The 23,297-nt window shown below is 63.6% G+C and carries 32 protein-coding genes and 1 tRNA gene; 17 read left to right on the top strand and 16 right to left on the bottom strand.

Annotated features, from left to right (window positions below; genetic code table 11):
• The first annotated feature begins 51 nt into the window (after positions 1-51).
• The 4 genes from NKJ37_RS14070 to NKJ37_RS14055 all read left to right on the top strand — a co-directional run bounded on the left by NKJ37_RS14070 (position 52) and on the right by NKJ37_RS14055 (position 1,529).
• The gene (locus tag NKJ37_RS14070) at positions 52-231 is read left to right on the top strand and encodes a DUF3606 domain-containing protein (protein ID WP_023813816.1); all 180 of its coding nucleotides are present in this window, start codon (positions 52-54) and stop codon (positions 229-231) included.
• Between the two features lie 263 nt (positions 232-494).
• Positions 495-938 (top strand): GFA family protein, encoded by a 444-nt coding sequence (locus tag NKJ37_RS14065; RefSeq protein WP_352611206.1) that lies wholly within the window; start codon positions 495-497, stop codon positions 936-938.
• A gap of 94 nt (positions 939-1,032) precedes the next feature.
• The gene (locus NKJ37_RS14060) at positions 1,033-1,269 is read left to right on the top strand and encodes a DUF982 domain-containing protein (RefSeq protein WP_023813818.1); all 237 of its coding nucleotides are present in this window, start codon (positions 1,033-1,035) and stop codon (positions 1,267-1,269) included.
• Between the two features lie 14 nt (positions 1,270-1,283).
• The gene (locus tag NKJ37_RS14055) at positions 1,284-1,529 is read left to right on the top strand and encodes a DUF982 domain-containing protein (protein ID WP_352630400.1); all 246 of its coding nucleotides are present in this window, start codon (positions 1,284-1,286) and stop codon (positions 1,527-1,529) included.
• Positions 1,530-1,619: 90 nt separating this feature from the next.
• Here NKJ37_RS14055 and NKJ37_RS14050 read toward each other — a convergent pair whose 3' ends face one another.
• Together NKJ37_RS14050 and NKJ37_RS14045 are read right to left on the bottom strand one after the other, a co-directional pair.
• Complete coding sequence (locus tag NKJ37_RS14050; RefSeq protein WP_023813820.1) at positions 1,620-1,754, bottom strand: hypothetical protein; 135 nt, start codon at positions 1,752-1,754, stop codon at positions 1,620-1,622.
• Between the two features lie 91 nt (positions 1,755-1,845).
• Entirely contained in the window at positions 1,846-2,154 is a 309-nt protein-coding gene (locus NKJ37_RS14045; protein ID WP_023813821.1) for a hypothetical protein, read from the bottom strand.
• Between the two features lie 147 nt (positions 2,155-2,301).
• Here NKJ37_RS14045 and NKJ37_RS14040 point away from each other — a divergent pair, with 147 nt between their 5' ends.
• Positions 2,302-3,240, top strand: coding sequence for an alpha/beta fold hydrolase (locus NKJ37_RS14040; protein ID WP_352630398.1), 939 nt, complete (start codon positions 2,302-2,304; stop codon positions 3,238-3,240).
• Here the strand turns inward: NKJ37_RS14040 and NKJ37_RS14035 are convergent.
• On the bottom strand, positions 3,220-3,768 hold the full coding sequence (locus NKJ37_RS14035; protein WP_352774106.1) for an MgtC/SapB family protein: 549 nt from the start codon (positions 3,766-3,768) through the stop codon (positions 3,220-3,222). The two genes, NKJ37_RS14040 and NKJ37_RS14035, sit on opposite strands and share 21 nt — an antisense overlap.
• Positions 3,769-3,908: 140 nt before the next feature.
• Positions 3,909-4,976 carry a PAS domain S-box protein gene (locus tag NKJ37_RS14030; RefSeq protein ID WP_023813824.1) on the bottom strand — a complete coding sequence of 356 codons (1,068 nt, stop codon included), beginning with the start codon at positions 4,974-4,976 and terminating at the stop codon, positions 3,909-3,911.
• Between the two features lie 199 nt (positions 4,977-5,175).
• Here NKJ37_RS14030 and NKJ37_RS14025 point away from each other — a divergent pair, with 199 nt between their 5' ends.
• From NKJ37_RS14025 to NKJ37_RS14000, 6 genes are all read left to right on the top strand, one after another.
• The gene (locus NKJ37_RS14025) at positions 5,176-5,652 is read left to right on the top strand and encodes a pyridoxamine 5'-phosphate oxidase family protein (RefSeq protein WP_023813825.1); all 477 of its coding nucleotides are present in this window, start codon (positions 5,176-5,178) and stop codon (positions 5,650-5,652) included.
• Between the two features lie 369 nt (positions 5,653-6,021).
• Positions 6,022-6,315 carry a hypothetical protein gene (locus tag NKJ37_RS14020; RefSeq protein WP_352774104.1) on the top strand — a complete coding sequence of 98 codons (294 nt, stop codon included), beginning with the start codon at positions 6,022-6,024 and terminating at the stop codon, positions 6,313-6,315.
• An 84-nt stretch (positions 6,316-6,399) separates the two neighbouring features.
• Positions 6,400-6,473: transfer RNA gene (locus NKJ37_RS14015), tRNA-Gln, on the top strand.
• Complete coding sequence (locus tag NKJ37_RS14010) at positions 6,460-6,753, top strand: hypothetical protein (RefSeq protein WP_352774102.1); 294 nt, start codon at positions 6,460-6,462, stop codon at positions 6,751-6,753. Before NKJ37_RS14015 ends, NKJ37_RS14010 begins: the two co-directional genes overlap by 14 nt.
• A gap of 33 nt (positions 6,754-6,786) precedes the next feature.
• Positions 6,787-6,972: a hypothetical protein gene (locus tag NKJ37_RS14005; protein WP_352774100.1), complete on the top strand. Its 186-nt coding sequence runs from the start codon at positions 6,787-6,789 to the stop codon at positions 6,970-6,972.
• A gap of 198 nt (positions 6,973-7,170) precedes the next feature.
• The gene (locus tag NKJ37_RS14000) at positions 7,171-7,377 is read left to right on the top strand and encodes a hypothetical protein (RefSeq protein WP_013530768.1); all 207 of its coding nucleotides are present in this window, start codon (positions 7,171-7,173) and stop codon (positions 7,375-7,377) included.
• Positions 7,378-7,469: 92 nt separating this feature from the next.
• On the opposite strand, the gene NKJ37_RS13995 is transcribed toward NKJ37_RS14000, so the two are convergent.
• Positions 7,470-7,712, bottom strand: a complete 243-nt coding sequence (locus tag NKJ37_RS13995; protein ID WP_023813828.1) for a hypothetical protein — start codon at positions 7,710-7,712, stop codon at positions 7,470-7,472.
• 281 nt (positions 7,713-7,993) lie between these two features.
• On the opposite strand from NKJ37_RS13995, the gene NKJ37_RS13990 reads away from it, so the two are divergent.
• The gene (locus tag NKJ37_RS13990; protein ID WP_352774099.1) at positions 7,994-8,311 is read left to right on the top strand and encodes a hypothetical protein; all 318 of its coding nucleotides are present in this window, start codon (positions 7,994-7,996) and stop codon (positions 8,309-8,311) included.
• Between the two features lie 103 nt (positions 8,312-8,414).
• Here NKJ37_RS13990 and NKJ37_RS13985 read toward each other — a convergent pair whose 3' ends face one another.
• Positions 8,415-9,284: an SDR family oxidoreductase gene (locus NKJ37_RS13985; RefSeq protein ID WP_352774097.1), complete on the bottom strand. Its 870-nt coding sequence runs from the start codon at positions 9,282-9,284 to the stop codon at positions 8,415-8,417.
• A gap of 103 nt (positions 9,285-9,387) precedes the next feature.
• On the opposite strand from NKJ37_RS13985, the gene NKJ37_RS13980 reads away from it, so the two are divergent.
• From NKJ37_RS13980 to NKJ37_RS13970, 3 genes are all read left to right on the top strand, one after another.
• On the top strand, positions 9,388-10,278 hold the full coding sequence (locus NKJ37_RS13980; RefSeq protein ID WP_023813832.1) for a LysR family transcriptional regulator: 891 nt from the start codon (positions 9,388-9,390) through the stop codon (positions 10,276-10,278).
• Positions 10,279-10,701: 423 nt separating this feature from the next.
• Positions 10,702-10,947, top strand: a complete 246-nt coding sequence (locus NKJ37_RS13975; protein ID WP_023813833.1) for a DUF982 domain-containing protein — start codon at positions 10,702-10,704, stop codon at positions 10,945-10,947.
• Between the two features lie 70 nt (positions 10,948-11,017).
• Positions 11,018-12,019, top strand: coding sequence for an aldo/keto reductase (locus NKJ37_RS13970; RefSeq protein WP_352774095.1), 1,002 nt, complete (start codon positions 11,018-11,020; stop codon positions 12,017-12,019).
• Between the two features lie 57 nt (positions 12,020-12,076).
• Here NKJ37_RS13970 and NKJ37_RS13965 read toward each other — a convergent pair whose 3' ends face one another.
• The 7 genes from NKJ37_RS13965 to NKJ37_RS13935 form a co-directional block, all read right to left on the bottom strand.
• Positions 12,077-12,565 carry a GNAT family N-acetyltransferase gene (locus NKJ37_RS13965; RefSeq protein ID WP_352774093.1) on the bottom strand — a complete coding sequence of 163 codons (489 nt, stop codon included), beginning with the start codon at positions 12,563-12,565 and terminating at the stop codon, positions 12,077-12,079.
• A gap of 85 nt (positions 12,566-12,650) precedes the next feature.
• Positions 12,651-13,343, bottom strand: a complete 693-nt coding sequence (locus NKJ37_RS13960) for a glutathione S-transferase family protein (protein WP_128304598.1) — start codon at positions 13,341-13,343, stop codon at positions 12,651-12,653.
• Between the two features lie 147 nt (positions 13,344-13,490).
• Positions 13,491-15,479 carry an AI-2E family transporter gene (locus tag NKJ37_RS13955; RefSeq protein WP_352611189.1) on the bottom strand — a complete coding sequence of 663 codons (1,989 nt, stop codon included), beginning with the start codon at positions 15,477-15,479 and terminating at the stop codon, positions 13,491-13,493.
• A gap of 153 nt (positions 15,480-15,632) precedes the next feature.
• Complete coding sequence (locus tag NKJ37_RS13950) at positions 15,633-16,700, bottom strand: D-alanine--D-alanine ligase family protein (RefSeq protein WP_352774091.1); 1,068 nt, start codon at positions 16,698-16,700, stop codon at positions 15,633-15,635.
• Positions 16,701-16,724: 24 nt separating this feature from the next.
• On the bottom strand, positions 16,725-17,342 hold the full coding sequence (locus NKJ37_RS13945; RefSeq protein WP_352774089.1) for a cysteine peptidase family C39 domain-containing protein: 618 nt from the start codon (positions 17,340-17,342) through the stop codon (positions 16,725-16,727).
• A gap of 94 nt (positions 17,343-17,436) precedes the next feature.
• Positions 17,437-17,919, bottom strand: a complete 483-nt coding sequence (locus NKJ37_RS13940; protein WP_352774087.1) for a hypothetical protein — start codon at positions 17,917-17,919, stop codon at positions 17,437-17,439.
• 223 nt (positions 17,920-18,142) lie between these two features.
• Positions 18,143-18,571 carry a VOC family protein gene (locus NKJ37_RS13935; RefSeq protein WP_352441256.1) on the bottom strand — a complete coding sequence of 143 codons (429 nt, stop codon included), beginning with the start codon at positions 18,569-18,571 and terminating at the stop codon, positions 18,143-18,145.
• A gap of 329 nt (positions 18,572-18,900) precedes the next feature.
• Between NKJ37_RS13935 and NKJ37_RS13930 the strand changes: the two genes are divergently transcribed.
• Complete coding sequence (locus NKJ37_RS13930; protein WP_352774086.1) at positions 18,901-19,203, top strand: hypothetical protein; 303 nt, start codon at positions 18,901-18,903, stop codon at positions 19,201-19,203.
• Here the strand turns inward: NKJ37_RS13930 and NKJ37_RS13925 are convergent.
• The 3 genes from NKJ37_RS13925 to NKJ37_RS13915 form a co-directional block, all read right to left on the bottom strand.
• The gene (locus tag NKJ37_RS13925) at positions 19,180-20,379 is read right to left on the bottom strand and encodes an aminotransferase-like domain-containing protein (protein WP_031213765.1); all 1,200 of its coding nucleotides are present in this window, start codon (positions 20,377-20,379) and stop codon (positions 19,180-19,182) included. The two genes, NKJ37_RS13930 and NKJ37_RS13925, sit on opposite strands and share 24 nt — an antisense overlap.
• A gap of 174 nt (positions 20,380-20,553) precedes the next feature.
• Positions 20,554-20,997 carry a GNAT family N-acetyltransferase gene (locus NKJ37_RS13920; RefSeq protein ID WP_352674222.1) on the bottom strand — a complete coding sequence of 148 codons (444 nt, stop codon included), beginning with the start codon at positions 20,995-20,997 and terminating at the stop codon, positions 20,554-20,556.
• A gap of 60 nt (positions 20,998-21,057) precedes the next feature.
• Positions 21,058-21,810 carry a pyridoxamine 5'-phosphate oxidase family protein gene (locus tag NKJ37_RS13915; RefSeq protein WP_352554528.1) on the bottom strand — a complete coding sequence of 251 codons (753 nt, stop codon included), beginning with the start codon at positions 21,808-21,810 and terminating at the stop codon, positions 21,058-21,060.
• Between the two features lie 35 nt (positions 21,811-21,845).
• Here NKJ37_RS13915 and pdxR point away from each other — a divergent pair, with 35 nt between their 5' ends.
• Positions 21,846-23,270, top strand: coding sequence for a MocR-like pyridoxine biosynthesis transcription factor PdxR (pdxR, locus tag NKJ37_RS13910; protein ID WP_023813847.1), 1,425 nt, complete (start codon positions 21,846-21,848; stop codon positions 23,268-23,270).
• The last annotated feature ends 27 nt before the right edge of the window (positions 23,271-23,297 follow it).

Genomic DNA, 23,297 nt, shown 5'->3' with positions numbered 1-23,297 from the left:
GCGGGCGCTGAAGGTTGCGCGTTTCCCCGAAAACAGAAAGCGAGGCCTGAGATGGCTGACGACAAGTCGAAGACGAAGCAGGACCGCAAGCAGGTCTCGAGCGAAGAGCCCTACGAGGTTGCCGCCTTTGCCCGCAAATACGGCATTCCGCCAAGCGAGGCACAGACCATCATCAAGCGCTACGGACCCTCGCGCAAGAAGCTCGACGCCCATATGGCGGCCCGCGGCTAGCGCATGTCGCCCAAAAGTGGATCTCGGTTTTGGGAGAACGACATGCATGAAGCGGGTCGTCTGAACTCGTTCGGGCGCGGCGCGCTTTAGGCCCGAAACCATTTCGCCTGGACGGCGTTGAAGATGCTGCGGGCCGTGTCAACCGGGCCTGGTGGTACGGTGAACAGGATGTCTTTTTCCCGGTTTCTCATCCTGGCCAACGAAACGGCAGACGAGCATCTGTCCCACCCGGCCCGCAGCGCCACGCATTGAGGGAGGTTGTCATGTCCGACACCATACGCAGGACCGGCAGCTGCCTGTGCGGCGGCGTGCAGTTCGAGGTTCACGGCCCGCCGTTGCGCGTCGGCCTGTGCCACTGCAAGGATTGCCGGAAGGCCGGCGGTTCGGTCTATTCGGCCTTTGCCATCTGGCCGCGCGAGGCCTTCGAGACCACCGGCCTCGTCAGCTCCTATGGCACGCGCAGCTTTTGCCCGACCTGCGGCGGCCGCGTCGCCTGGGTCGACGACAACGAGGCCGAGGTGGCGATCGGCAGCCTCGACATCGCGCCGACCGATCTCGTGCCCGAATATGAACTGTGGACCTCCAGGCGCGAGACCTGGCTGCACCCTCTGCCCGGGACCGAACAGTTCGAGCATGACCGCCCAGCGGCGCACAACGCCGAAGCGCCGACGCCGAGATCGCTGTCGGACATCGACGCTGAGATTTGATCTCCGGGAAAGGGAACCCTGCCCTGCCGCCGACGTTACCGGATGCCTCTCACGCATGCCGTCCAGCGACTTGCGGCAATCATGGAGACGACCGTTGAACGACAAGATGTTTCCCCGCCCCATCAGGTTGAAATTCGCGCCGGAGCGCGAGCGCATCATCCGCAGCGCCTGGGAAGGCCTGGAATGCCTCGGCGACTGGCCGGCTGGCCAGGGACGGCGCTACCGGGCGGCGTTGCGCAGTTGCCGCGATGCGCTGGATGGCTGGACGCCGGCGGAAAAAGCGATGCGGGCGATGATCGACGCCGCGCGCGAAGCAAAACTCCTCCAGTAGTTGGAACAGGGGCCATGCCTGATCTCATTTTGCCCACACCGATGCGGATCAAGCCGCATGGGTCGGATACGATCCGCGACGTCGCCACGCTCAAGGATGCCAGCGAAATCCTGATCGACTGGCCGCAGGCCAAGCGCGGGCCGTTCTACCAGGCGGCGCGCGAGAAGGTCGAAGCCGCCCTGGAAACCAAGATAGGTGCTGCCGAGGCACAGGAAGCGTTCGCAGCGCTCTGCAGCCACTCCGGCGTTTTGGTGCAATAGCGGTTTCAATAGAAGGCAGGCGGGGCATCGTGCCTCGCCTGCTTCGTGCAAATCGGTCCTGATCACTCCGTATCCGAATAATCGATCCGATTATTCCGCCGGAAGCTCGCCCTGTACGATCGGGTGAGAGGTTTCGAAGCCAAAACTCTTTGGCGCCAGCAGAATCAAGGCAATCACGATCGCTATCGAGGCAAGCAACGTGGCAGTGGCTGCAATATCTCTCACGATAATCTCTCCAAATTTCAAGTCGTGAGAAAAACGCTCCCAAGATAACGAGGTTCCATTAGCTTGCGCGATAATACCAACGAGCCGGCGTTTATTGTTTCGGCGGCTGGGGCGGCACTTCACCAGGCTTGATCACCGGCGTCTTGCCTTCGTCGGGAGCGGGCGCCGCCATGCCCTGGTCGCCCGTCGGGGGTGGTTTCAGCACGCCGCCGCAGTCGTTGAGCTTCGCGGTCAAATTGCCGTCATCGGCCTGCTGTTCAGGCTGCTGTTTTGCCCCTTGCTCGGTCTGAGCCCTGCATTTGTCGGCCTGCAGCGCCTGGCTGTCGTTCTGCTGCTGGGCCGCGGCCGGCACTGCCAGCGCCAGCATGAGGCCTAGTGGCATGATGGCGAGAGTTCTCATCACTGCCTCCTTCTTTTCTTTCACGGCCGCCCGCGGCGACCTTCCCTTCACAGGGACAACGCCTGTCGAAGAAAAAGGTTGGCCGCCTCGCCGGGCGGCATTGCAACCAAACCCGTTTGCCGGCCGTTGCGCGTGCCGGAGGCGGTCATGTTCGAAGGTTTTCAAAGCACGGAAATCGACATTGGCGATGCCGGCATATACTGCCTGCGTGCCGGCGGCGGCCCACCGCTGCTGTTGCTGCACGGCTTTCCGCAAACGCATCTGATGTGGCGCGACATCGCCCCCGCTCTGGCCAGCCGGTTCAGCGTCGTCTGCGCCGACCTGCGCGGCTATGGCCGCAGTTCCTGTCCGACGTCCACTCCGGACCACGCACCCTATGCCAAGCGTGCCATGGCCGCCGATATGAGGAGGCTGATGGAGAAGCTGGGTTTCAGCAGCTTCATGGTCGCCGGTCATGATCGCGGCGGGCGTGTCGCCTACCGCATGGCGCTCGATCATCGGGACAGCATCGACAGGCTCGCCGTTCTCGACATCGTGCCGACCGCCGATGCCTGGGACCGGGCCGACGCCAGGCTGGCGCTGGGCTATTGGCCATGGTCGCTGCTGGCGCAACCAGAGCCGTTGCCGGAAAAGATCCTGTCCGGCGCCGTCGAGGCGATCGTCGACAATGCGCTCAACGGCTGGGGCTCGCCGCCATCGGCGTTTCCAGCCGAAGTGCGTCAGGCCTATATCGAGGCCTTGCGCGCGCCTGCCCACGCCCATGCCATCTGCGAGGAATATCGGGCGGCAGCCACGCTCGACCGCGAGCACGACCATGCCGACAAGGCAGCCGGCCGGCGCATCCGCTGCCCGCTGCTGGCGCTATGGAGCGGTCAGGGCGCCTTGGCGGATTGGTATGCCGGCGAAGGCGGGCCGCTGGCGCTGTGGCGCGGCTGGGCCGACGATGTGCGTGGCCAGGCGATGCCGGGCGGGCACTTCTTTCCCGAGGAGAATCCGGCGCGCACGGCCGATCTGCTGGCCGGCTTCTTCGGTGAAACCAGTCACGGCATTTCCCGGCGACCGGAATTACCTTCGCCCTTCCTTTGATCGGGCCGAAGCCCCCTCCTTCTCCGCCTTTGCCTGACTGCCTTCATCACCGGCGGCAAGGCCGGGTCCGCGTTCGAACCGGCGCAGAAAGCCGGCAACGACCAGCACGATCAGCGTGCCGAACCCGGCCACTTGCCAAAGACCCAGGCCGCAGGCGACGCCGATCGCGCCCGCCAGCCACATGCCGGCGCCGGTCGTCAGCCCATGCACCTCGCCGCGCGAAAACATGATCGAGCCGGCGGCGAGGAAAGCGACCCCGGCGGTCACCGCCTCGACCACCCGGATCGGATCGACCTTGACCGATTCCCCCGCGAACATCGGCGCGTGCACGATCTCGACCGTCAGGATGCCGAAGGTGGCGGTGGCGACGCAGACGAGAATATGCGTGCGAAGTCCGGCCGGGCGATTGCGCCATTCGCGCTCGAAACCGATGACCGCGCCATAGAGCGTCGCCAGCAACAGCCGCGCCGCGATGACCGGAAACGAGGTGTAGGTGGAATGGCCGAATTCCTCGACGAGTTGTTCCATGATGTCCCCTCCGAAAGCGTGACGCCACAACGCGGCCACCGGGTCACGGTTCCTGAATCCACCGCCAGGTGCGGCAAGGATGCGGCCGCTTTTGAAAACGCATCTGCCAAAGGGAGGTTGATGGAACCAGACCTCAAGGCTCAGGAAGTCTCGGTTTCGGGCAGGTCGGCGCCGAGCTCCGGAACGATGATCGAGTCCAGGGGCGCCGTCAGGGACCATTTGAGATGGCCCGGGCTGCGATCCAGCACCGCCAAGCCGTTCAGCGATTGCGGCGCGACCCGTTGCAGGACGACGGTGCCGAAACCCTTGCGCGTGCTTTCGTCTTGCCGCCCCCCGGGCCGCTCTCCTTCACGCACCGGCATCGTCTCGTCCCAAACCAGATGGATTTCCCGCTTGTCCGAAACGCCTTCGACGATCCGCCAGGTGATCTCGAGCCGCCCGGCCTCGCTCGCCAGCGCGCCATATTTTGAAGAGTTGGTGCCGAGCTCATGAAATGCCATGCCGAGATTTTGCACGGCGTTCGGCTGCAGGGTCAAAAGCGGTCCGGACAGCGATACCCGCGCCTCGTGGCCGAACGGCTTGAGCTGCTCCTGGGCGAGGTCGAAGAGGCTGGCGCCGGCCCATTCCGAGTTCACCAGCAGATCGTGCGACCGCGACAGCGCCATGATGCGGGAGCGAATCAACTCCTCGAACTCGCGCGGATCGGTCGAGCGTTTGCTGGTCTCCCGGATCATCGAGAGGATCACCGCGAACTGGTTCTTGACGCGATGGTTCACCTCGCGGAGCAAAAGCCTGATCCGGCGCTCGCTCTCCTTGCTGGCGGTGATGTCGCGGGCGATCTTCGAGGCGCCGATGATCTCGCCGGACGCGTTCCTGATCGGCGAAATGGTCAGCGACACGGCGATGAGGCCGCCGTCCTTGCGTCGGCGGATCGTCTCATAGCTTGCCAGCAGTTCGCCTTTGCGGACCCGGCTGATGATGTCGGTCTCTTCATCCTTGAGATGATCGGGGATGAGCATGAGCACGGACCGGCCGACGGCCTCTTCGACGGTGTAGCCGAACATGCGTTGCGCCGCCGCGTTCCAACTGGTGATGATGCTGTTCAAATCCTTGCTGACGATGGCGTCGAAGGACGAATCGACAATCGCCGCCAGCCGCGCATCGGCGGTAATGGCGATCAAGGCATCAAAGCCCGCCAAATCTGTCACTGTCGACCCCTTCTCCCTCATGCGCGGATTGCGCGCATGGCCACCAATGCGCCGCGGTGGGTTTTGGTTGCAATCGCCTCCCAACATTCCTCCCAGGAACAGTCCAGGCAGTTCATGACTGGACCTTGCACTGGAACCTTGCGCGCTTGCGCGAGTTGCACCCGACACCCCCATGGATGGCTCAATAAGGAGGCACACGATGAGCGACGGCGATCTCGACCGGGTCTGGAAGCTGATGGACAGGATCGGTTTCTGTATGCTGGCCACCCGCGAAGGCGATGACATCCGCTCGCGACCCATGGCGGCGCATGTGGTGCGCGACGAAAACGCAATCTACTTCCTCACCGATGTCGACAGCCATAAGGACGACGAGATCGAAGCCGAGCCCAATGTCGGTCTCGCCTTCGCCGATTCAGGCGGCCAGAAATATGTTTCCGTCAGCGGTCTGGCGGCGGTTTCGAACGACCGCGCCAAGATCAGGGAGTTGTGGTCGACCCCGGCCAAGGCCTGGTGGGACAGTGCCGATGACCCTTCGATCCGCGTGCTTAAAGTGACGCCGAAAGATGCCCAGTATTGGGACAGTCCCGGCACCGTGGTCAGCTATGTGAAGATGCTGGCGGCAACGGTCAGCGACAGCCGCCCGGAAATCGGTAACACCGGCAAGGTCAGGATGTAGCCGGACGGCGTCGAGGACCTCAGGCAGATGTGCGAATGCCGGTGGGGCGCAGCGAATATCGCCGGTGCGGCACACCGGTGCCGATCAGTCCGGCTTGGGAGGGTCAGGGGCATTCGGTGCTGGATCGGCGTCCCTTTGCGGACAGTCCTCGTAGCTGTGGTCGCGGCCGCCGCAAAAAGAACAGCACATGGCCTCGCGATCCCCGTTTCCGGGACGCCATTGCGGGGTTTCGTAGGGCTTCCTGCCATTCATCCCCAGCAATGCACGACCGACCATTTGGTTGCGCCGCTACAGACGGCCACCCGGCGGTTGCGGAACCACCCGCCGGGATGCGAGTTTCGGCCAATACATCCATTCGAGGGAACAGCCATGCCGATGCGCCGAATTGCCTTGATGACGGCAGCGATCCTGCTGGCCGCGACCGGCCTCGCCGAAGCCAGGCCCGATACCCGCACGATGAGTTGCGACCAACTCCGGCGACTGCTCCAAAGCCGCCATGCCGTGGTGCTGACCACCGGACCCAACACCTATGACCGCTATGTCAGGCAGTTCGGCAACGAATGCGACTGGCCGGAGGTGCCGATGTCGGCCTATGTCCCGACCCGTGACGGCAGCTGCCCGGTCTACCGCTGCGAGGAACCTGTCACCAACTTTCCAGACTGATACCGCGCCTCCAATCGGCTTTGGCGCCGCATTGCGTTGATCCCGGCGCGTGAACCGGCTAGGGGTGGGGCGCGACTTGCATTCTCCCGCTTCGTCTAATGGTAGGACAGCGCCCTTTGAAGGCGTGAATCGAGGTTCGAGCCCTTGAGCGGGAACCAGCAAGCAACCGTTCGCCTGCTCAAAGCGCGCAGCGCTGGCCAGCCGCATCGGCGTATTAGCGAACGCTTGTATTTCGCGCGAAGCAGGATCATCATCCAGGCCGACAGTGGATCGAAGGGGTGCAGCGACATGGAACTGAGTTGCTTTGACGGGGGCGTCCTTGCATCGGCGATGTCCCTGAACATCACGGCGGTTTTCATGATATTGGCCGCATTTGCCGCATTTCGGCTGGTTGCAATATCGCGCGAAGGTTCTGCCGACCAACTCCAGGCGGCGTAGCCCGCAGAGAACCTCCCGTGCAGGAGAAGGCATATGGCCGCCAGAAAGGTGATAGCCGTGAAGGACTGGTCTTGCGGCATGAGCGACGAGCTTGGCCGCGTCGTCCTGACCATCAGCCCGACCGAGGGTGAGCCCATCCTGGTTTTGATGACAATTTTCCAGGCAGCAAGGATGGCCGGGGAATTGCGGACCCCGAAACTCGTCTCCATACCCCGGTAACGTAGCGCCCTGGGCAGAGCGGATCAAGCTCGCCGGGGCAGCCCCAACGCCCTCCCCGGCGAGCCCTGTTGCTCCGTTACGATGAACAATGGAGCAATTACTGCGTTACGGATCTGGGCGCCGTTAAGTTGCATCCGGCCTCCTGAAACCATTTCGCGGACCCCGCGTTGACCACCGGGCCGACACAGGAGACATCTCATGACCGTCAACTGCCGCATATCGATCGACAACCGGCCGGAGGCCACGGACGCCGTTTTCCAGGCGGTTCCCCGGATCGGAGAAAGCGTTGCGCTGTCGATCGACGGAACCACGCAGGATCTGCGGGTATCGCGCGTCGTGCACGTCACCAATGGCAGCCTGGAAGGTGCCGCGATCGTCGTCGAAGTGACGACCAACATCCTCTGAATCGAGAGTTATCGTCCGCTACGCTGGCCGGCGCCGCGCGGCGACCGCCGACCGTTGCGGGGACCAGGGCGGCTCACGCGCGGTGAACCGCTCTACTCCTTGCCGCCGTCGGAAATGCCATTGCCGTCGGCGGTTGGCAGGATGCCGAAGTCTTGCGACTTCGCCCCTTGCTCCGCCGTCAGGAAGCCATCCGCGGCAAGACCGCGCCGCAGCAATTCCCTGACAGCGGCCGAACGGCTCGGCATGCGCTTGTCGAAGCGCCAGTTTTCCAGCGCCGCCAGTTCGTCTGACGTCAGCATGATCTGCAACCGTTCCGGGCGTTCCAGTTCAGTCATAGCGCTTCCCTCGCTCTGGACCATGAATACGTCGAATGAGTATTCAACTCATTTACCTCATAGTTAGGAAACCGCTCCTAGCGCGTCAAGACCTCGCGATGCGTGAACCGCTTCTCGTGCTCATGATGAGCCTGATGGGTATTCGGCGTAAGGCGCACACTTGCATAACTATGCTAACTGGTTGATTTATTTGAATATTATTTAATTCGTGACTTGCCAAGGCGAAGTCTCTGCCGCATTGTGCGATCTGAACAGAAAACCGTTCCCTTCGGGAGGTTTCGATGCGGTATAATTACTCGGCGCGACTGCGCGATGACGTCCGTTCAGCGGTCCAGATCGCCTTCAGGAAGACCGGCATCGTCAGCATCACGGCGGTGGCGGAGCATGTAAGGGTCAGGAACCTGGCCGAAAACGTCGCCCTCGAGGACGTCGAATACCTTGTCTTCCAGGCAGCCCAGTTGATTGGCGCCGCAATTGAATTCGACGGGCTCACCAATTTCGACGGCGTAGCTGGTCTGTTCGTGGATGGGCTCGGTGGCGCCGGTGGCGAGCACGTGATCGCCCAACTCGACAGGCCTGGTCCGGCCACCCTGCAGTAGGGCAGTTCCGGCTGAACGCGCATTTGTCCCGTGCCAGTCAGGGGGCCTCCTCAAAAGGCCGCCCTGCTGTTTCTGTACCCTGATGATGATGAGAGCTGTTCCGTCAGGCTGAGCCGGCGATTTGTGAGGCGAAGTCCCGATAGGGACGCAGCGGGCGGCCCAGAAGCGCGGTCAGCCGCTCGACGTCGCCGGCCTCGGGCAGCATGCCGTCGGTCAGGAACCGCTCGCCCATCAAGCGCATGTCGTACGCCATCCAGGCAGGCAGGAACTGCTTGAGATTCTGCTCGAAACCTTCGGTATTGTCGCCGCCGTAGCTGATCGGGCGGGCGAGCACGTCGGACCAGATGGCCGCGATATCCCTCCCGGTCAGTGTCTGCGGACCGACGAGATTGATCCGCTCCAGCGCAAGCGGCTCTGCGGATCGTTCCCGACGCAGCAGCTCGAGAGCGGCGATCTCGGCGATATCACGCACGTCGATCATGGCGAGCCCCTTGGTGCCGATCGGCATTGTGTAGGTGCCGTAGCCGGTGATGACGTCTTCGATCATCAGGTCGTTCTGGATGAAGTAGGCCGGGCGCAGGATCGTAGCCTGGAAGCCCATCTGCTCGATCATTCGCTCGACGCCGAATTTGCCGGCGAAATGCGGCACGTTCACATAGACGTCCGCATGGATCACCGAGAGATAGACGATCCGCTCGATGCCCGCCGATCGGGCGACGTTCAGCGCGACCAAAGCCTGGGTGAATTCGTCCGGCACCACGGCGTTCAAGAGGAACAGGGTGGAAACGCCGGACATGGCCTTGCGCAGTGAATCGACATCGAGAAAGTCGCCTTGCGCGACCGATACGCCTGCCGGAAAGCTGGCTTTCGACGGATCGCGGACGAGAGCACGGACGTCGGCGCCGCGCTTGACGAGGTGCTCGACAACTTGGCGGCCAACATTGCCTGTGGCGCCGGTAACGAGGATGGTCATGGAATTTCTCCTGTTGGGTTGCTTGACAGGCCCAATATGTGTGGCTCACAAACAGTCAAACAGGCCGAAATTTTAGACGTACCGTCTCACTGGTGGAACACTCATGGATCTTCTGGCCCTGACCGATTTCAACCTCGTTGCCCGCCATGGGGGTTTCGGCAAAGCGGCAAGGGCCACCGGCCGGCCCAAGGCAACGCTGTCCCGGCGGGTTGGAGACTTGGAGAGCAGCCTTGACCTGCGCCTGTTTGAACGGGGTGCGCGCAACCTGAAGCTCACCGAGGAAGGGCGAGCACTCTTCGAGCGGACGGGGACCTTGCTCGCCGAACTGGACGAGACGGCCGCCGAGATCGCCTCGGGCGGCCAAAGACCCAAGGGCAGGCTGCGGATCAGCGCACCTCTGCATTTTTCTCAGACCGCGATGGGAAGGATCGCCGCGGGATTTACCCTCAAGCATCCCGAGGTGAGGCTTGAGGTCACGACGGAGGACAGGGCTGTCGACATGATCGAGGAAGGTTACGACCTGGTGATCCGGGTCAATCCGAAACCCGACGAAAGCCTGGTCGGACGGGCGTTTCTCCGCGACCGCCTGGTCGTTGTGGCGAGCCCGGACCTTCCTCGTACGACCGGTGGGCAGGCCGCTCCTGGCGTTGCACGCGGCACAGGCGAACGCCAGACATGGCACGTGAAGGACCATGGTGGCCGCTCGACGATTGCTGTCGAGCCTGTCCTTGCTCTGTCGACGCTGATCATGGTGCGGGATGCGGTGCGGGCCGGCGTCGGTGTTGGACGTCTCCCAATTTCCCTGGTGAGCCACGATTTGGCTGACGGCACCCTGGTGAATTGGGGGGACATCGATGGCCCGGAGATCGCTCTCTGGACGCTCTACCCCTCCCGGCGGCTGCTCAGCGCGCGCGTGTCGGCGTTCCTGGATTTTCTGAAACAGGCCTTCCCGAATGGGACGCCGGACGAACTGGCCGCCTATATCGGCAGGTGATGCCCGGCGCTTTCGCCGGCAAGAACCTTTATTTTTCGCGGAATGATTTCCGGCGGAACAAGTTGGGGTGACGAAAATTACCTTGTCACCCTTACAAGAGGAGGACGTCGTGAAAGGCTTGGGCAGTCTCCTTGCCGAACTGTCAGCCAGCTGGCTCAAGCGCCGCAAGGCGCAGGCGCCCACTGTCGTGAACACAGTCAAACCCCGCCCCGCCCATCAGGCGCCGCGGCAACGTGCCGCCCACAAACCCAAAACACCGTCCACCCGCGACGTCTCCTCGAACATGTGAGCCGCGCGGACAAGATGGGGTCGCCCAATGCCATTGGGAGGTATCGGCAACTCTCACGCCGGATTGATTGGCTTCGACGAAACCTTTGAGCGGCCATAGGCGTTTATCGCTTCAGCCCTATCGAGGTGGTTCCAATGCAAACGGCATGGTTCTCGAAGCCTGTGGCGGTTTCGGTCGGCGTCACCGGTTCCATCCACCATCTGTCCAACACACAGCAGGCCATTGATTTGCTCACCACACATTGGCGTGACGCAGGCAGCCCGAAGCATCAGTCCGCGCTGCGCGCCTGTCGGCGGGCGACGAGCGGCGATGTCGCCCCCGACGTCGCCAGGGCGGCGCTCGTCGAGGCCGCGCGTGAAGCCCACATCCTGATCGAATAGAGTGTCGATTGAATCGGCCAACGTCGATGCGGCTGCTATAGTCGCGCATCCCCTCCTTGGAGACCCCACCATGACCCTGAACACACGCAAGCTCGGCAGCCAGGGGCTGCAGGTCTCGGCCATCGGCCTCGGCTGCATGGGCATGAGCCAGTCCTACGGCCCGGCCGACGAGGCCGAATCCATCGCCACGCTGCACCGTGCCATCGAACTCGGCTGCACCTTCCTCGACACCGCCGAGGTCTATGGCCCTTACGACAACGAAGCCCTGCTTGGCCGGGCGCTGAAGGGCAAGCGCGACCAGGTGACGATCGCCACCAAATTCGGCTTTCGCATCGAAAACGGCAAGCAGGTCGGAACCGACAGCCGGCCCGAACACATTCGAGAGGTCGTGGAAGCCTCGCTCGGCCGCCTCGGAACCGACCATATCGACCTGCTCTACCAGCACCGCGTCGACCCCGCGGTGCCGATGGAGGATGTCGCGGGCGCCGTCGGCGAGATGATCGCGCAAGGCAAGGTGCGCTTCTTCGGCCTGTCGGAGGCGGGTGCGGCCAACATCCGCCGGGCGCATGCCGTGCATCCGGTGTCGGCCGTGCAGAGCGAGTATTCGCTGTGGGAGCGCAATCTGGAGCCGGAGATCATCCCGCTGCTTGGCGAACTCGGCATCGGCCTGGTGCCGTTCTCGCCGCTCGGCCGAGGTTTTCTCACCGGCCAGGTCAAGCGCGCGGAAGACTATCCCGACGGCGATTATCGCCGCAACGACCCGCGCTACCAAGGCGAAAACTACGACGCCAATGTCGAGGCGGCCGCCAAGGTGAGCGACATTGCCGCTGCCCGCGGCGTCAAGCCCGGCCAGGTCGCGCTGGCCTGGCTGCTGGCGAAGGGCGACGGCTTTGGCATCGACATCGTGCCGATCCCCGGCACCAAGCGCACAAAATATCTGGAAGAGAACGTCGCCGCCGCCGCCATCAAACTCGATGCCGCCGAGATGGCCGCGCTCGACGCAGCGCTTGCGCCGGGAAAAGTCTCCGGCCCGCGCTACACCGAGCGGGGCATGGCGATGGTCGATCGGTAGGGGTGCCTGCTCCAGCGTCCGCGACAGTCTCGCCAAGGTCGTTCCGAATAGACAAGGCTACCGAAAGCCCAGATGCTTCCGATAGCAGTGGGTTTCCACGGTGAACCTGCCGGCGACATCGTCCGGCAGCCAAAGTGCGTCTTCGAAGGTGCGGCTCAAGCGCCACCCTTCGCGGGCATAAAATCTCTGCGCGCGGAGATTTCCCGCCGTGCAGAAAAGCTCGGCCTCAGCCACGCCTTGCTCGGACAAGAGATGCTCGGCGCGTGACAGCAGATCGCGGGCGGTCCCGCTTCCCCGTGCTTGCGGGCTTACGTGGAGTTTCACCAGCTCCGCTCCGTTGATGGCGACGAAGCCAAGCAGTTCATCGGCTGCCGCCACATGGAATGCATCGGCGGATTGCTCCAGCCACAGCGAAAAATGCGCGGGCGTTCGGTACGCCAGGATTTCGGCCAGAACCAGATGCGCGTGGGCATCATGCCAGCCCTGGTGCCATAGTTGCACGATCGCCGGCTGGTCGGCTTCTTGGGCTGGGCGAATTTCAAGCATTCCTCACCGCCTGCAAAAGTCTGGGATCTGCCGCGCCAGGGTCATTTGCCGCTTCCGGCATTTCCAAGAATTACAATCCGCTGCATCATCCCTGGCTTTGCGAACATCTCAGAGCGTTCGCGCCATGCCTGTCCAGCGTGCTCGGGGCGTTGACCGCAAATTGCGCAGCGAAAGCCCTGATGTAAGCGGGCCGAGCTTCACCGCGCGCCACATAGGCAGCAAGGTTTTGATATTCGTCCAAAATGCCCGACATTCTTAGTCGCAGCAGCACCGATACCATCAACAGATCGCCCGCGCTGAATGCATCGTCGAGCCACTCGGCGGCGCTCAGGCGAGCCGAGAGCCTGTCGAGACAGGCGCGAACACGATCCTTCACCAATGGCAAACGCTCCTCGCTCCAGGGCTTGTCAGCTTCGAATATCTTTGCCGTCGTTAATTCGAGGATCGGCGGCTCGACTGTGTTAAGTGCGGCAAACATCCAGGTGATCGCACGCGCGCGGGCATCGCGATCGCCGGGCAGCAGGCCCGCGTGCTGCTCGGCAAGATGAAGGATGATCGAGCCGGTCTCGAACAGTGAGAGAGAACCCTCCTCATAGGTGGGGATCTGGCCGAAGGGCTGGAGTGCCAGATGGCCAGGCGCCTTCATCTCCGCGAAGGAAACAAACCGAACCTCATAAGGCTGCCCTGCTTCTTCGAGCGCCCAGCGAACGCGCGTATCGCGCGCCAGTCCCTTGCCGCGATCGGGCGATCGCTTAAATGCCGTGATGGTGATTGTCATCGCATCGTTCCTGATTGGGTGAATTCTTCGGCTCCCTATCGTCAAGACGAATGGGCCTCCCGGAAATCGACATCGGTCTGAACTATTTTCCGCAATTCGTGCCTGGCTTGTCGACCCCGACACTGCCGAAGAAGGCAAAGGCAGGGCCTAACCCGCCGCTGCCGCCGTGACCTTCTTGGACGCGGCCCGCTGTCGCCGCATGCGCCGTTTGGCGACAAGCTTGAGCGCGACCGGCGGCTCGTTTGACAGCGCGCCCAGCACGGCGTCGACCATGCCATGCGCCACGAAATCCGCGTTCATATCACGGGCCAGTTTGTCGGCCGTCTCCTTGTCCTCAGCAGCGGCCTCCGACCAGAACACGATTCCCACCCGAAGTGCGGCCTTCGCGCGCTTCAGCCGGCGAACCAGGAAACGGGCGTGCTTGACGGAATCCCGGTTCAGGAATCCGACCACGACGGTGTCGACGGTTTCGAGCTCAAGGCGGCGAATGCTGGCGGGCTCCATATCCGCAAAGCCGGCTTTCGATACCGTCGCGCCCTGGACCTCCAGCACCTGCGCCAGCATCGCGGCGGCGGCGTCGTCGAGTTCGCCACGCCCACCGGCGCAAAGCACGGACATATCCGTGCCATCGGGCAGGTCGGTCTTCTCGTCCTCCCCGTTGGGATCGCCATCGTCGCTCGCCTCTGCGGCCACGGGCGGCTCCTCCTCCTCGCCTGCCTCCTCCTGCGCGCTGTCGTCGAGATTGGCGACCAGCATCAGGGCACTGGCCGCCACCTGCCGCCTTTGCAAATCGCCCATGACGCCGCGCACACGGTCTTGTTCGCCCAGCAGAAGCGCCGGAATGGCCACCTTGTCGTAGAATTCGACCAGATATTTCTCCTCCAGCATCTCCTCGGCATGGTCGGTGGCTTCTTCCGGATCGCCGGCCAGCAGCCGCTGGTACAGGCGCGCATGGGGTTCGAGCACGGGCTCGTTGCCGAACAGAACGTCGAGAAATTCAAACTGCGGCACGTGTCTGCCCAGCACCACCAGGCAGACCGTGAGCGGTGTCGACAAGATCAGCCCGAGCGGCCCCCAAAGCCACGTCCAGAAAATCGCCGCGACGATGATCGCCAGCGGCGACAGTCCTGTCCGCGAACCGTAGAGCCAGGGTTCGATGACATTGCCGGTGATCAGCTCCATCACCACGAACAGGGCGGCCGTCCACAGCACGAGCGACCAGCCCGGCGCAACGGCCAGCGCCAGGAACAGCGGCAAAAGCATGCCTATGATCGGGCCGATATAGGGCACGAAACGCAGCGCCAGCGCCAGCAGCCCCCACAGCAGCGCATTGGGAATACCGAGAGCCCAGAGCCCGATCGCGATCGGTACGGCGTAGACGATGTTGACGACCAATTGCATCAACAGATAGCGGCCCACCCGCTTGGCGGCATCCTGAAGCGCCTCGGTGGTGCGGTGGAGGTCGCCGTAGCCGACAAGCCGGATGAAGCGGTCGCGCAGATCCTCCCGCTCGAGCAGCATGAAGATGACGACGACAATGATCAGCCCGGCCGACCCAAGCGGGCTGATCAGCGGCCCGACGATGTTCTGCAGGACCTGGAGCGGCCTTTCGCGCGCGACGATCTCGACCGGCACCGGCTCGCGCGGCGGCTTTTCCGGGGTGGCAGCCGGCAGCGAGGGGTCCTGCCTGTCGATCTCCTGGCCGACCCGCTCGACCACCTTGCTCAGTCTGGCAAGGATCCCGCCCCCCACCCCGGTTTCCTTGAGCGAGCGGATCTTGGTCAGGATGTTGGTCTGGTAGACCGGGATGTTCTGCGCCAGTTCGCTGACCTGCGTGGCGACGATGAAGGAGAACAGGCCAAGGGCCGCGAAAGCGCCGAGCACGCTGGCAATGACGGCGGCAATCCGGGGGATACCGACCTTTTTAAGAGCTGAGACAAGCGGCGCCAGGGCGAAGGTCAGCAGCAGCGCGATCGCGATGGGCAGGAAAACCTCGCGCCCGAAATACAGTGCCGCCACTGTCGTGACGATGGCCGCCACATTGGGCAATGAGGTTCGCGGATGAAGCGCGGCCGCTGAAAGGGCGTCCCCCGGCCCATCAGCCGGAGACGCCGTGCCGTTTCGACGATTGGCCACGTGATGCCTCCCTGCCAAATGCCATGATCGGGCATATAGAGCCGACGTGCAACTTTAGCCAACGGTGAAATACACCTCACTCAACAGGCAATGATCCGGCCCGCGTCGGCCGCTCTCAACGCGCGGAATGGAAGTCAGGCTCGCTCGTTCGGATCAGCGCGCCGCATGCCTGGCCAGCGCGTGCTCGATCAGCACGTCGATGGTTTGGCTGTAGCCGATGCCTGATGCCGCCAGCGCCTTGGCGTACATCGAGATGTCGGTGAATCCGGGAATGGTGTTGACCTCGTTGACGAGCAGGCTGCCATCGGCGCGCAGAAAGAAATCGACGCGCGCCATGGCTTCGCAGCCAAGCGCCTGGAATGCCCGCCGCGCCATATCCCTGGCCTTCTCGGCCACATCGGCCGGGATATCGGCGGGCACCTTGACCAACGCGCCGTCGGCATCGAGATATTTGGCCTCATAGGTGTAGAAGCCATGCTTGCCGGCCGGAATGATCTCGCCGGGCAGCGACACCGTCAGCGACCCGTCGGCGCGCTCCAGCACCGAGAACTCGATCTCGCGGCCCTCGACGAATTCCTCGATCAACACTTTGCCGTCGTAGCGGAAAGCCGTGTCGATGGCCTGCTCGAAGCCGTCCCTGTCATTCACCTTGCTGACCCCGAAGGACGAGCCCTGGCGCGCCGGCTTGGCGAAGAACGGCAGGCTGAGCATCCCGGCAATCTCCTGGAAGGAATGCTTGCCGTTTCGATGCACGGTGACGGAGCGGGCAACCGCCAATCCCGCCTCGCGCATCAGCCGCTTGGCGACATCCTTGTCCATGGCGGCGGCCGAGGCGAGGATGCCGCAGCCGACATAGGCGACATCGGCGACCTCGGCATAGCCCTGCACCGAGCCGTTCTCGCCGAACGGCCCGTGCAGCACCGGGAACACGACGTCGATGGGGGGCAGGTCAGGCCGCGTACCGTCCGGCGACACGGCAGCCAGCCGGCCCTTGCCGCCGGGCAACAATGCAACCTCCGGGCCGTCTTCGGATGCCGGCGCCCCTGCCGCGTCATCAAGTTGTTGCAGCAGCCATCTGCCGCTTCGCGAAATAGCGATCGGCACGATGTCGTAGCGCGTCCGGTCGATCGCCTTCAGCACATTGGCGGCCGACAGGCGCGACACGTCATGCTCGGCCGAACGCCCGCCATAGAGGATGGCCACTCTTGTCTTACCGGTCATCGAAATCCCTCGACTGTCAAAAAATCAAATGGCGACGGCAATGCCGCGATTGGCGAAGAAGCGATCGAAATCGGCCGGCGCCAACACTGCGTCTGCCTGTGTGGCGGGGTCATGGCCGGACGGGTTGTGGAAGCGGAAACCCTGGTTGGATGCCGCCGTGACCAACACCAGATGACCGCCCTTCGAGGGCGGCTCGCGCTCGGGCCAGCGGATCGAACTGCTGACCGACGCGATGAAGAAGCGCGTCCGCTGCATGATCACCGGAATCTCCGCTGTCGCGATATTGGTCATCACCTCGGCGCGCAGGCCGAAGGCTTCCTTCACGAAGCTGACGAAGGGCGCGTAGACCAGCCCCTTGATCGATCCCCCGTTGACGACATAGCCGCCATATAAGGTGCAGCGCCTGGCAAGCTCGATCGTCGGCACGATCTCGCCGCGGCTTGCCAGGATCATCTTCAGGCACGCCATGCCGCAGATGTTGGCCGCCCAGACCGCATACTCATCGAGGGTTTCCGCCCCGGATCGCCTCCACAGCGGATCGCGCCTGAGCGCAACATCCGCGCCGTCGGCGAGCACGTCCAGCGTCAGGTCGGGCGTCTCCCACTGGCTGAAAAACGGCACGGTTTCAGGCAATGGGTTCATGCGGTCTCCTCGGGCGGCTGGCTCCATCTCGTATACGAGGATACGAGATGGATGAAAAGCCGCTTAGCTCGTTTGGCGAGCCGTGCGCCGCCGCCTACTCGACCTTCGTCCAACCGAAAACCAGCCATGCATATTTCGATTTTTCGTCGGGTTCGACAGTGTAGGTCATCTGCATGTCGCCGTCCTTGGCGTAGATATCCAGCCGGGGCGCGGTCTCCAGCTTGAGCCACGCCGAACTCTTGCTGAAGGACCAGGTTCCGCACCAGACGCAAGGCTCCGACGTCGGATCACCCGGCTGATGAAAATTGTAGCGGCCGTCCGCCGTGATCTCCAGATAGTCGAACGCCCCGTAAAACGCCGTCACCGTCTGCTGGAATTCATTGGCGGCCGCTTCCTGTTCCGGTGTCGGCGCATCCTTCATATCGCGCGGCGGCCGGATGGCCCCACCGTTCAGTTTCCATTTGCCGACAAAATCCTTCTGGGTCGGAAGATATTCCTCCTGCGCCTGCGCCGATGAAACATAAGCAAAAGGTGATATACTTGTGAGGCCAACGGCCCCGATCGCAAATAAAAGCATGGCGGCACAGATCGCCCTTGTTGGGTTTTGCATAAAAAATATATCTCCACGGGGGTAAGGGGAGTTTTATTGAGGATTTTGCAGCGCGCGTTGCTTCGATACCGATTCCCGCTCGCCATTCGCACGGTTAGCATCGTGGCCACCAATCTGGCAACGCAAAGCAGCCTCTCTCTCCAGCATCGCCCCATGCGGCCGCGATCCCGGCCGGCTGAATATCGGCAGCTTAGAAGGTGATCTTCACCGAAGCGGCGCTGCGACTATGCGGGCCGTGATGGACGGCCTCGATGTTGTTGCCGTCGGGATCGAGCAGGAAGGCGGCGTAATAGCCGGGGTGATAGGGCCGTTCGCCCGGTGCGCCATTGTCCGTGCCGCCAGCCGCCAGCCCGGCCTTGTAGAAGGCGTCGACCATGGCGTGGTCCTTTGCCTGGAAAGCCAGGTGATGGCGGCCGGTGAGTTTTCCCTGTGCGGCCCGGCTGTCGGCAGTGGAGACAAACAGCTCGTCGGCCCAGAAAAAGTCGGCGCCGCTGCCGCCAATCGGGGCATCGAGCGCCTGAAGGACCGCCTCGTAGAAACGCCGGCTGGCCGCAAGGTCCCTGACCACCAGTTGGATGTGGTCGATGAGCCGGCCGCGATGCAATTCCTGGGTTTCCATGAAAACGCCTCCTCGTGTGGGTTCGAATTTAGGTTCGGACAGGGCGTCGTCAATGCGGATACTCCTTCCGTCCAGCAAACAAAAGGCCCGCTGGGAGGGGATCCAGCCGGCCTTTGGAAAGCATCTCTAGCCTTCAGAGGTCTGAGGGGGGATCAGACCTGGTAAGAACCTTTGTTGGCCGCGGAGGTTCCACCCGAACAGAAAAATGCCAACGCCCGGTCGAAACCGCGGAATTCGAGCGGTGGAGGCGATTTCTTTCGCGAGACCACTCTCAGTTTGGAACTTTCCGCTCGCAACCGGGTTTGGTGGCGCGGTGGGAGGAATTGCGATTGGATTGTTTTCAGAGGCTCGAAGCGCTTGTCGACAGCGCCGGTGTCGACGATATCGAGGAAGCAACCGCTCTGCTGCGCCGGTTCAAGGGCAGGTCGCACGAGGTCGCGGCAGCCATAGATGAGTTCATGCTCGATTTCATGACGTTGGTCTTCGTCGTCGAAAACGGCGAAGAAGGTGTCGAAAAGCCGGTCCGCAAGCTCGCTCGCACCAGGCTTTCAAAGCTCGAGCGGCTGGTTAGTGCAATGGCGGAGGCAAAGCCGGCTTCCGGCGCCGGCCTATCCCTTCAGGATGGCGGCTAGCCTTGGAATGCCTTCGCTCACCGCGCGCCGGTCGGCGAGCGTGAAGGACAGCCGCAGCGTGTTGCGCCCGGTGCCGTCGGCATAAAACGCGCTGCCCGGCACGAAGGCGACGCGCGCCTCCTTGACCGCCCGCGCCAGAAGCTCGGTGGCGTCGGCCCCTTCCGGCAGCGTCACCCAGACGAACATGCCGCCTTCCGGATGGCTCCAGGTCACGCCTTCCGGCATGTGGGCTTCCAGTGCCGAGAGCAGCCCGTCGCGGCGCTCACGATAGGCGCCGATAAGTTTTTCCACCTGGCCGTCGAACACGGCTTCGGCGACGCGATGCATCACCACCTGGTTGATCGACGGGCTATGCAGGTCGGAGGCCTGCTTCATCAGCACCAGCTTCTCGACGATTTGGCGCGGCGCGCACACCCAACCGACCCGCATGCCCGGCGACAGGATCTTCGAGAACGAGCCGCAATAGAGCGTGCGCGCCTTGTCGATACCGCCGGACCTGATGCAGTCGAGCGCCAGGATCGGCGGCTCGCCTTCACCGTCATAGCGCAGCGCGCGATAGGCGGCATCCTCGATGACGGCGATGTCGAGTTCGCCGGCAAGGTCGAGCACCGCCTCGCGCTGCTCACGGTTCAGCGTGTTGCCGGTCGGGTTGGCGAAATCCGGCACCAGATAGGCGAATTTGGCCTTGCCGCCATTTGCAGCCGCCGCCGCGCGATAGGCATCGGGCGTCATGTTGCCGCCGGCCGGGGTCAGCCGATCGTAGCGAGGCTCATAGGCGTTGAAAGCCTGCAGCGCGCCCAGATAGGTCGGCCACGTCACCAGCGCGGTATCGCCCGGCGACAGGAACAGTTTGCCGAGATAATCCAGCGCCTGCTGCGAGCCGGAGGTTATGAAGATGTTGGCCTCGTCACAGGCGACGCCGAGCTTGCCCATCTGCCCGGCGAGCCAGCGCCGCAACGGCAGATAGCCTTCCGAGACCTGGTACTGCAGCGCCGCACCCGCCTCGGCGCCGCCGAGCACCGAAGCATAGGCGTCGCGGATCGCCTCGGCCGGGAACAGCGCGGGATCGGGAATACCGCCGGCGAACGAGATTATGTCTGGCTGGTCGAGCAGCTTCAGGAGCTCGCGGATTTCGGACGCTTTCATGCGCGACGAGCGCGAGGCCAACAGATTCATAAGGGTCACGACACGCCTCCCCAGACGCTGCAATATAGGTCAACTTGGCTGACCTATATCCCCTGTTGGTCGCGAGTTGAAGTATGCCTGAACGATTTCCCGAATGCGCCAGCGGTGGCGCGATGCTCGAACGCCGCGAGCCGTTCCACAAAAGTGTGCAGTGGTTCCGCCCGCCTATAGGCTCTTCTTGTAGCCGAGATGGCTACCGGTAAAGCCGAGGCTTTCGTAAAAGCGGTGCGCGTCCGCCCGCCCCTTGTCGGTGGTTAACTGGACAAGGCTGCAGCCCCGCGCCCGGCACGCGTCGATCGCCCATTCGATCATCAGCCTGCCGACGCCCCCCGAGCGTCGGTGGCCGGCAACCCGAACCGCCTCGATCTGCCCGCGCCACGCGCCCTTGCGCGACAGGCCCGCAAGGAAAGATATCTGCAAGGTGCCGATCACCTCGCCGCCATCCACGGCCACCACCAGCAACTGATTGGGATCGGCGTTGAAAGCGTCGATATAGCCTTGTGCCAGCGGCAAGGAGGCGTCCTCGCGGCCGGCGCCAAGCGGATCGTCGGCCAGCATCGCGACGATATCAGGCAGGTCGGAGGCCTGCGCACGGCGGAAGGTGATCATTGTGTCGAGATATCGCGAGGCGGCGGCAGCGGCAAGATTTTAATACACTCCCGGCGCTGGCTAAACTTTGCCCTCATACGCTCGCTGCGCCCGCGTCACCGCCTCATCGAGCCTCGCACCCTCGGCATATCTAGCCAGGTTTTGCGGCCGCACCGTCCCAGGCAGCAGCCTCGGACACGGCTCGGCGGCGCCGACCACCATCCGCACCGGGATGACGCCGGCCCACACCGGATGCCCGTAATCCTCCTCGTCGTCGGCGACGCCCTTGGCGCGCACCTTCGACGACGCTTCTTCGATGCGCATGCCGATCACCGTCGTCGCCTTGGCCTCCTGCACCGAGATCGGCCGCAGGGTCTCGCTCCGGCCGGGGTAGAAGCGGTCGACGACGCCGGCCAGCGCCTTCAGTTTCTCTTCAGGCTCATCGATGATCCGCGCCGTGCCGAAACACATCGCCGAGCGGTAATTGGCGGAATGGTTGAAGCCCGAGCGCGCCAGCACCAGCCCGTCGAGATGCGACACCGTCAGACACGCCGGCGTGCCGCCGCGCAGATTGCGCAGCATGCGGCTGGCCGACGAGCCGTGCCAGTAGAGCATGTCGTCCTCGCGCCAGTGGATAGTCGGCGTGCAATAGGGCTGGCTGTCGAACGTATAGGCGACATGGCACAGCAGCCCGGCATCCAGCACCGCGAAGACTGCCGCATGGTCGTAGCTGCCGCGCTCGTGCAGGCGCTTGACGCGGTTGCGGCTGGTGGTCGGAAAGCTGGCTGGCGTGTCGTTCACGGCTTGCATCCTTGGTTGTTGTCTGCCAACCATGCGCCATGACATTGGTTGATAAAAGAACCAATCCGATGAAGAAAAAACAGACCAATTTGCCGGATTGGTCGGCGCTGATCCCGGTCCTGCCGGGCGACGGCCCGCGCAGCCGCGAGCTTTATGCGGCGCTCAGGCGGCTGATCGAGACCGGCGCGCTGGCCGCCGGGGCCAAATTGCCGACCACCCGGGATCTCGCACAGCGCTTCGGCCTGTCGCGTTCGGCGGCGGTTGCCTGTTTTGAAATCCTGGTCTCGGAAGGCTTCGCCGTCGCCAGGATCGGTGCCGGAACCTTCGTCGCGCCTGACGTGCCGCATCTGCCGACAACACTGGTCAAGGCGCGTCCGCCGGAGATCGACGCAGCCACCTCGCTGCCCTGCGGCCTTGGCGTGGCGGTGTCCGATCCGCGCACGCTTGATTTGTTTCGCATCCTTCTGTCGCGCCACCTCGCTCGCCCCGGGCCGGAGCATTTCCGCTATGGCGATCCCCGTGGCGGCCTGCCGCTGCGCACGGCAATTGCCACCTATCTCAGGACCGCACGCGGCGTGCGCTGCGACGCCGGCCAGATCGTGCTGACTTCGGGCACGCAGCAGGGGCTGGATCTTCTGGTGCGCGCCGCGCTCAGCCCCGGCGATGCCGTCTGGATCGAAAACCCCTGTTACCCGATGGCGCAGGCCGTGCTGGCCGGCAGCGGCGCCAGGGTTTTTGGGGTACCGGTCGACGCGGAAGGGCTCGATCCCGAGATCGGCGAAAGCCTGTGCTCCAAGGCGCGCGCGGCCTATGTCACGCCCTCGCATCAATATCCGCTCGGCGTGACGATGACGATGCGCCGCCGTCTCGCTTTGCTCGACTGGGCGCGGCGCAACGATGCCTGGATCATCGAGGACGACTACGACAGCGAGTTCCGCTATGCCGGCCCACCGCTGACCTCGCTGCAGGGCATGGACGGTTCAGACCGTGTCGCCTATCTCGGCACCTTCTCGAAAATCCTCTTCCCCGGCCTGCGCATCGGCTATGTCGTGGTGCCCGAAGCGCTGCTCGATGCCGTGATGGCGGTCAGGGCGCGCTCCGACCGCTTCCCCTCGACGCTGGCCGAAGGCGCGCTGACCGACCTGTTGAACGAAGGCCATTTCGCCGCGCATCTCCGGCGCGTGCGCCGCCGCGTCCAGGCCGCGCGCGACGTCCTGGTCGCCGGCCTCGAGGCGCATTGCGGCGATGCCCTCGAAGTAACCGTGCCCGAACAGGGGCTGCATTTGATGGCGACGCTGAAGGACGCCGGGCCGGACACCGCGATCGTCGAGGCGGCGAAGGCGGCGGGTGTCGGCGCCAGGGCCTTGTCCTCAATGTTCATCGGCGGGGCGCCCCGGCAAGGTCTGGTGCTGGGTTTTTCGGGGTTTTCGGACGAGGAGTTGATGGCCGCGACGGTGCGACTGGGTGGGGTGGTTCGGCAGCAAGCCCGGTGAGCCAACGAGAACCGCCTCATTGGTGCG

Source organism: Mesorhizobium sp. M0140, assembly GCF_040322475.1.
Taxonomy (GTDB): domain Bacteria; phylum Pseudomonadota; class Alphaproteobacteria; order Rhizobiales; family Rhizobiaceae; genus Mesorhizobium.
Note: the sequence above shows the minus strand (reverse complement) of the source record. Positions and strands in the feature narration are given on the sequence as shown.

Excerpts from the sequence above, each read along its gene's own strand:
- NKJ37_RS14070 (WP_023813816.1), top strand. The coding sequence starts at position 52 with ATGGCTGACGACAAGTCGAAGACGAAGCAGGACCGCAAGCAGGTCTCG.
- NKJ37_RS14065 (WP_352611206.1), top strand. The coding sequence starts at position 495 with ATGTCCGACACCATACGCAGGACCGGCAGCTGCCTGTGCGGCGGCGTG.
- NKJ37_RS14055 (WP_352630400.1), top strand. The coding sequence starts at position 1,284 with ATGCCTGATCTCATTTTGCCCACACCGATGCGGATCAAGCCGCATGGG.
- NKJ37_RS14045 (WP_023813821.1), bottom strand. The coding sequence starts at position 2,154 with ATGAGAACTCTCGCCATCATGCCACTAGGCCTCATGCTGGCGCTGGCA.
- NKJ37_RS14040 (WP_352630398.1), top strand. The coding sequence starts at position 2,302 with ATGTTCGAAGGTTTTCAAAGCACGGAAATCGACATTGGCGATGCCGGC.
- NKJ37_RS14035 (WP_352774106.1), bottom strand. The coding sequence starts at position 3,768 with ATGGAACAACTCGTCGAGGAATTCGGCCATTCCACCTACACCTCGTTT.
- NKJ37_RS14025 (WP_023813825.1), top strand. The coding sequence starts at position 5,176 with ATGAGCGACGGCGATCTCGACCGGGTCTGGAAGCTGATGGACAGGATC.
- NKJ37_RS14020 (WP_352774104.1), top strand. The coding sequence starts at position 6,022 with ATGCCGATGCGCCGAATTGCCTTGATGACGGCAGCGATCCTGCTGGCC.
- NKJ37_RS14005 (WP_352774100.1), top strand. The coding sequence starts at position 6,787 with ATGGCCGCCAGAAAGGTGATAGCCGTGAAGGACTGGTCTTGCGGCATG.
- NKJ37_RS14000 (WP_013530768.1), top strand. The coding sequence starts at position 7,171 with ATGACCGTCAACTGCCGCATATCGATCGACAACCGGCCGGAGGCCACG.
- NKJ37_RS13995 (WP_023813828.1), bottom strand. The coding sequence starts at position 7,712 with ATGACTGAACTGGAACGCCCGGAACGGTTGCAGATCATGCTGACGTCA.
- NKJ37_RS13990 (WP_352774099.1), top strand. The coding sequence starts at position 7,994 with ATGCGGTATAATTACTCGGCGCGACTGCGCGATGACGTCCGTTCAGCG.
- NKJ37_RS13985 (WP_352774097.1), bottom strand. The coding sequence starts at position 9,284 with ATGACCATCCTCGTTACCGGCGCCACAGGCAATGTTGGCCGCCAAGTT.
- NKJ37_RS13980 (WP_023813832.1), top strand. The coding sequence starts at position 9,388 with ATGGATCTTCTGGCCCTGACCGATTTCAACCTCGTTGCCCGCCATGGG.
- NKJ37_RS13975 (WP_023813833.1), top strand. The coding sequence starts at position 10,702 with ATGCAAACGGCATGGTTCTCGAAGCCTGTGGCGGTTTCGGTCGGCGTC.
- NKJ37_RS13970 (WP_352774095.1), top strand. The coding sequence starts at position 11,018 with ATGACCCTGAACACACGCAAGCTCGGCAGCCAGGGGCTGCAGGTCTCG.
- NKJ37_RS13965 (WP_352774093.1), bottom strand. The coding sequence starts at position 12,565 with ATGCTTGAAATTCGCCCAGCCCAAGAAGCCGACCAGCCGGCGATCGTG.
- NKJ37_RS13960 (WP_128304598.1), bottom strand. The coding sequence starts at position 13,343 with ATGACAATCACCATCACGGCATTTAAGCGATCGCCCGATCGCGGCAAG.
- NKJ37_RS13950 (WP_352774091.1), bottom strand. The coding sequence starts at position 16,700 with ATGACCGGTAAGACAAGAGTGGCCATCCTCTATGGCGGGCGTTCGGCC.
- NKJ37_RS13945 (WP_352774089.1), bottom strand. The coding sequence starts at position 17,342 with ATGAACCCATTGCCTGAAACCGTGCCGTTTTTCAGCCAGTGGGAGACG.
- NKJ37_RS13940 (WP_352774087.1), bottom strand. The coding sequence starts at position 17,919 with ATGCTTTTATTTGCGATCGGGGCCGTTGGCCTCACAAGTATATCACCT.
- NKJ37_RS13935 (WP_352441256.1), bottom strand. The coding sequence starts at position 18,571 with ATGGAAACCCAGGAATTGCATCGCGGCCGGCTCATCGACCACATCCAA.
- NKJ37_RS13925 (WP_031213765.1), bottom strand. The coding sequence starts at position 20,379 with ATGAATCTGTTGGCCTCGCGCTCGTCGCGCATGAAAGCGTCCGAAATC.
- NKJ37_RS13920 (WP_352674222.1), bottom strand. The coding sequence starts at position 20,997 with ATGATCACCTTCCGCCGTGCGCAGGCCTCCGACCTGCCTGATATCGTC.
- NKJ37_RS13915 (WP_352554528.1), bottom strand. The coding sequence starts at position 21,810 with ATGGTTGGCAGACAACAACCAAGGATGCAAGCCGTGAACGACACGCCA.
- pdxR (WP_023813847.1), top strand. The coding sequence starts at position 21,846 with ATGAAGAAAAAACAGACCAATTTGCCGGATTGGTCGGCGCTGATCCCG.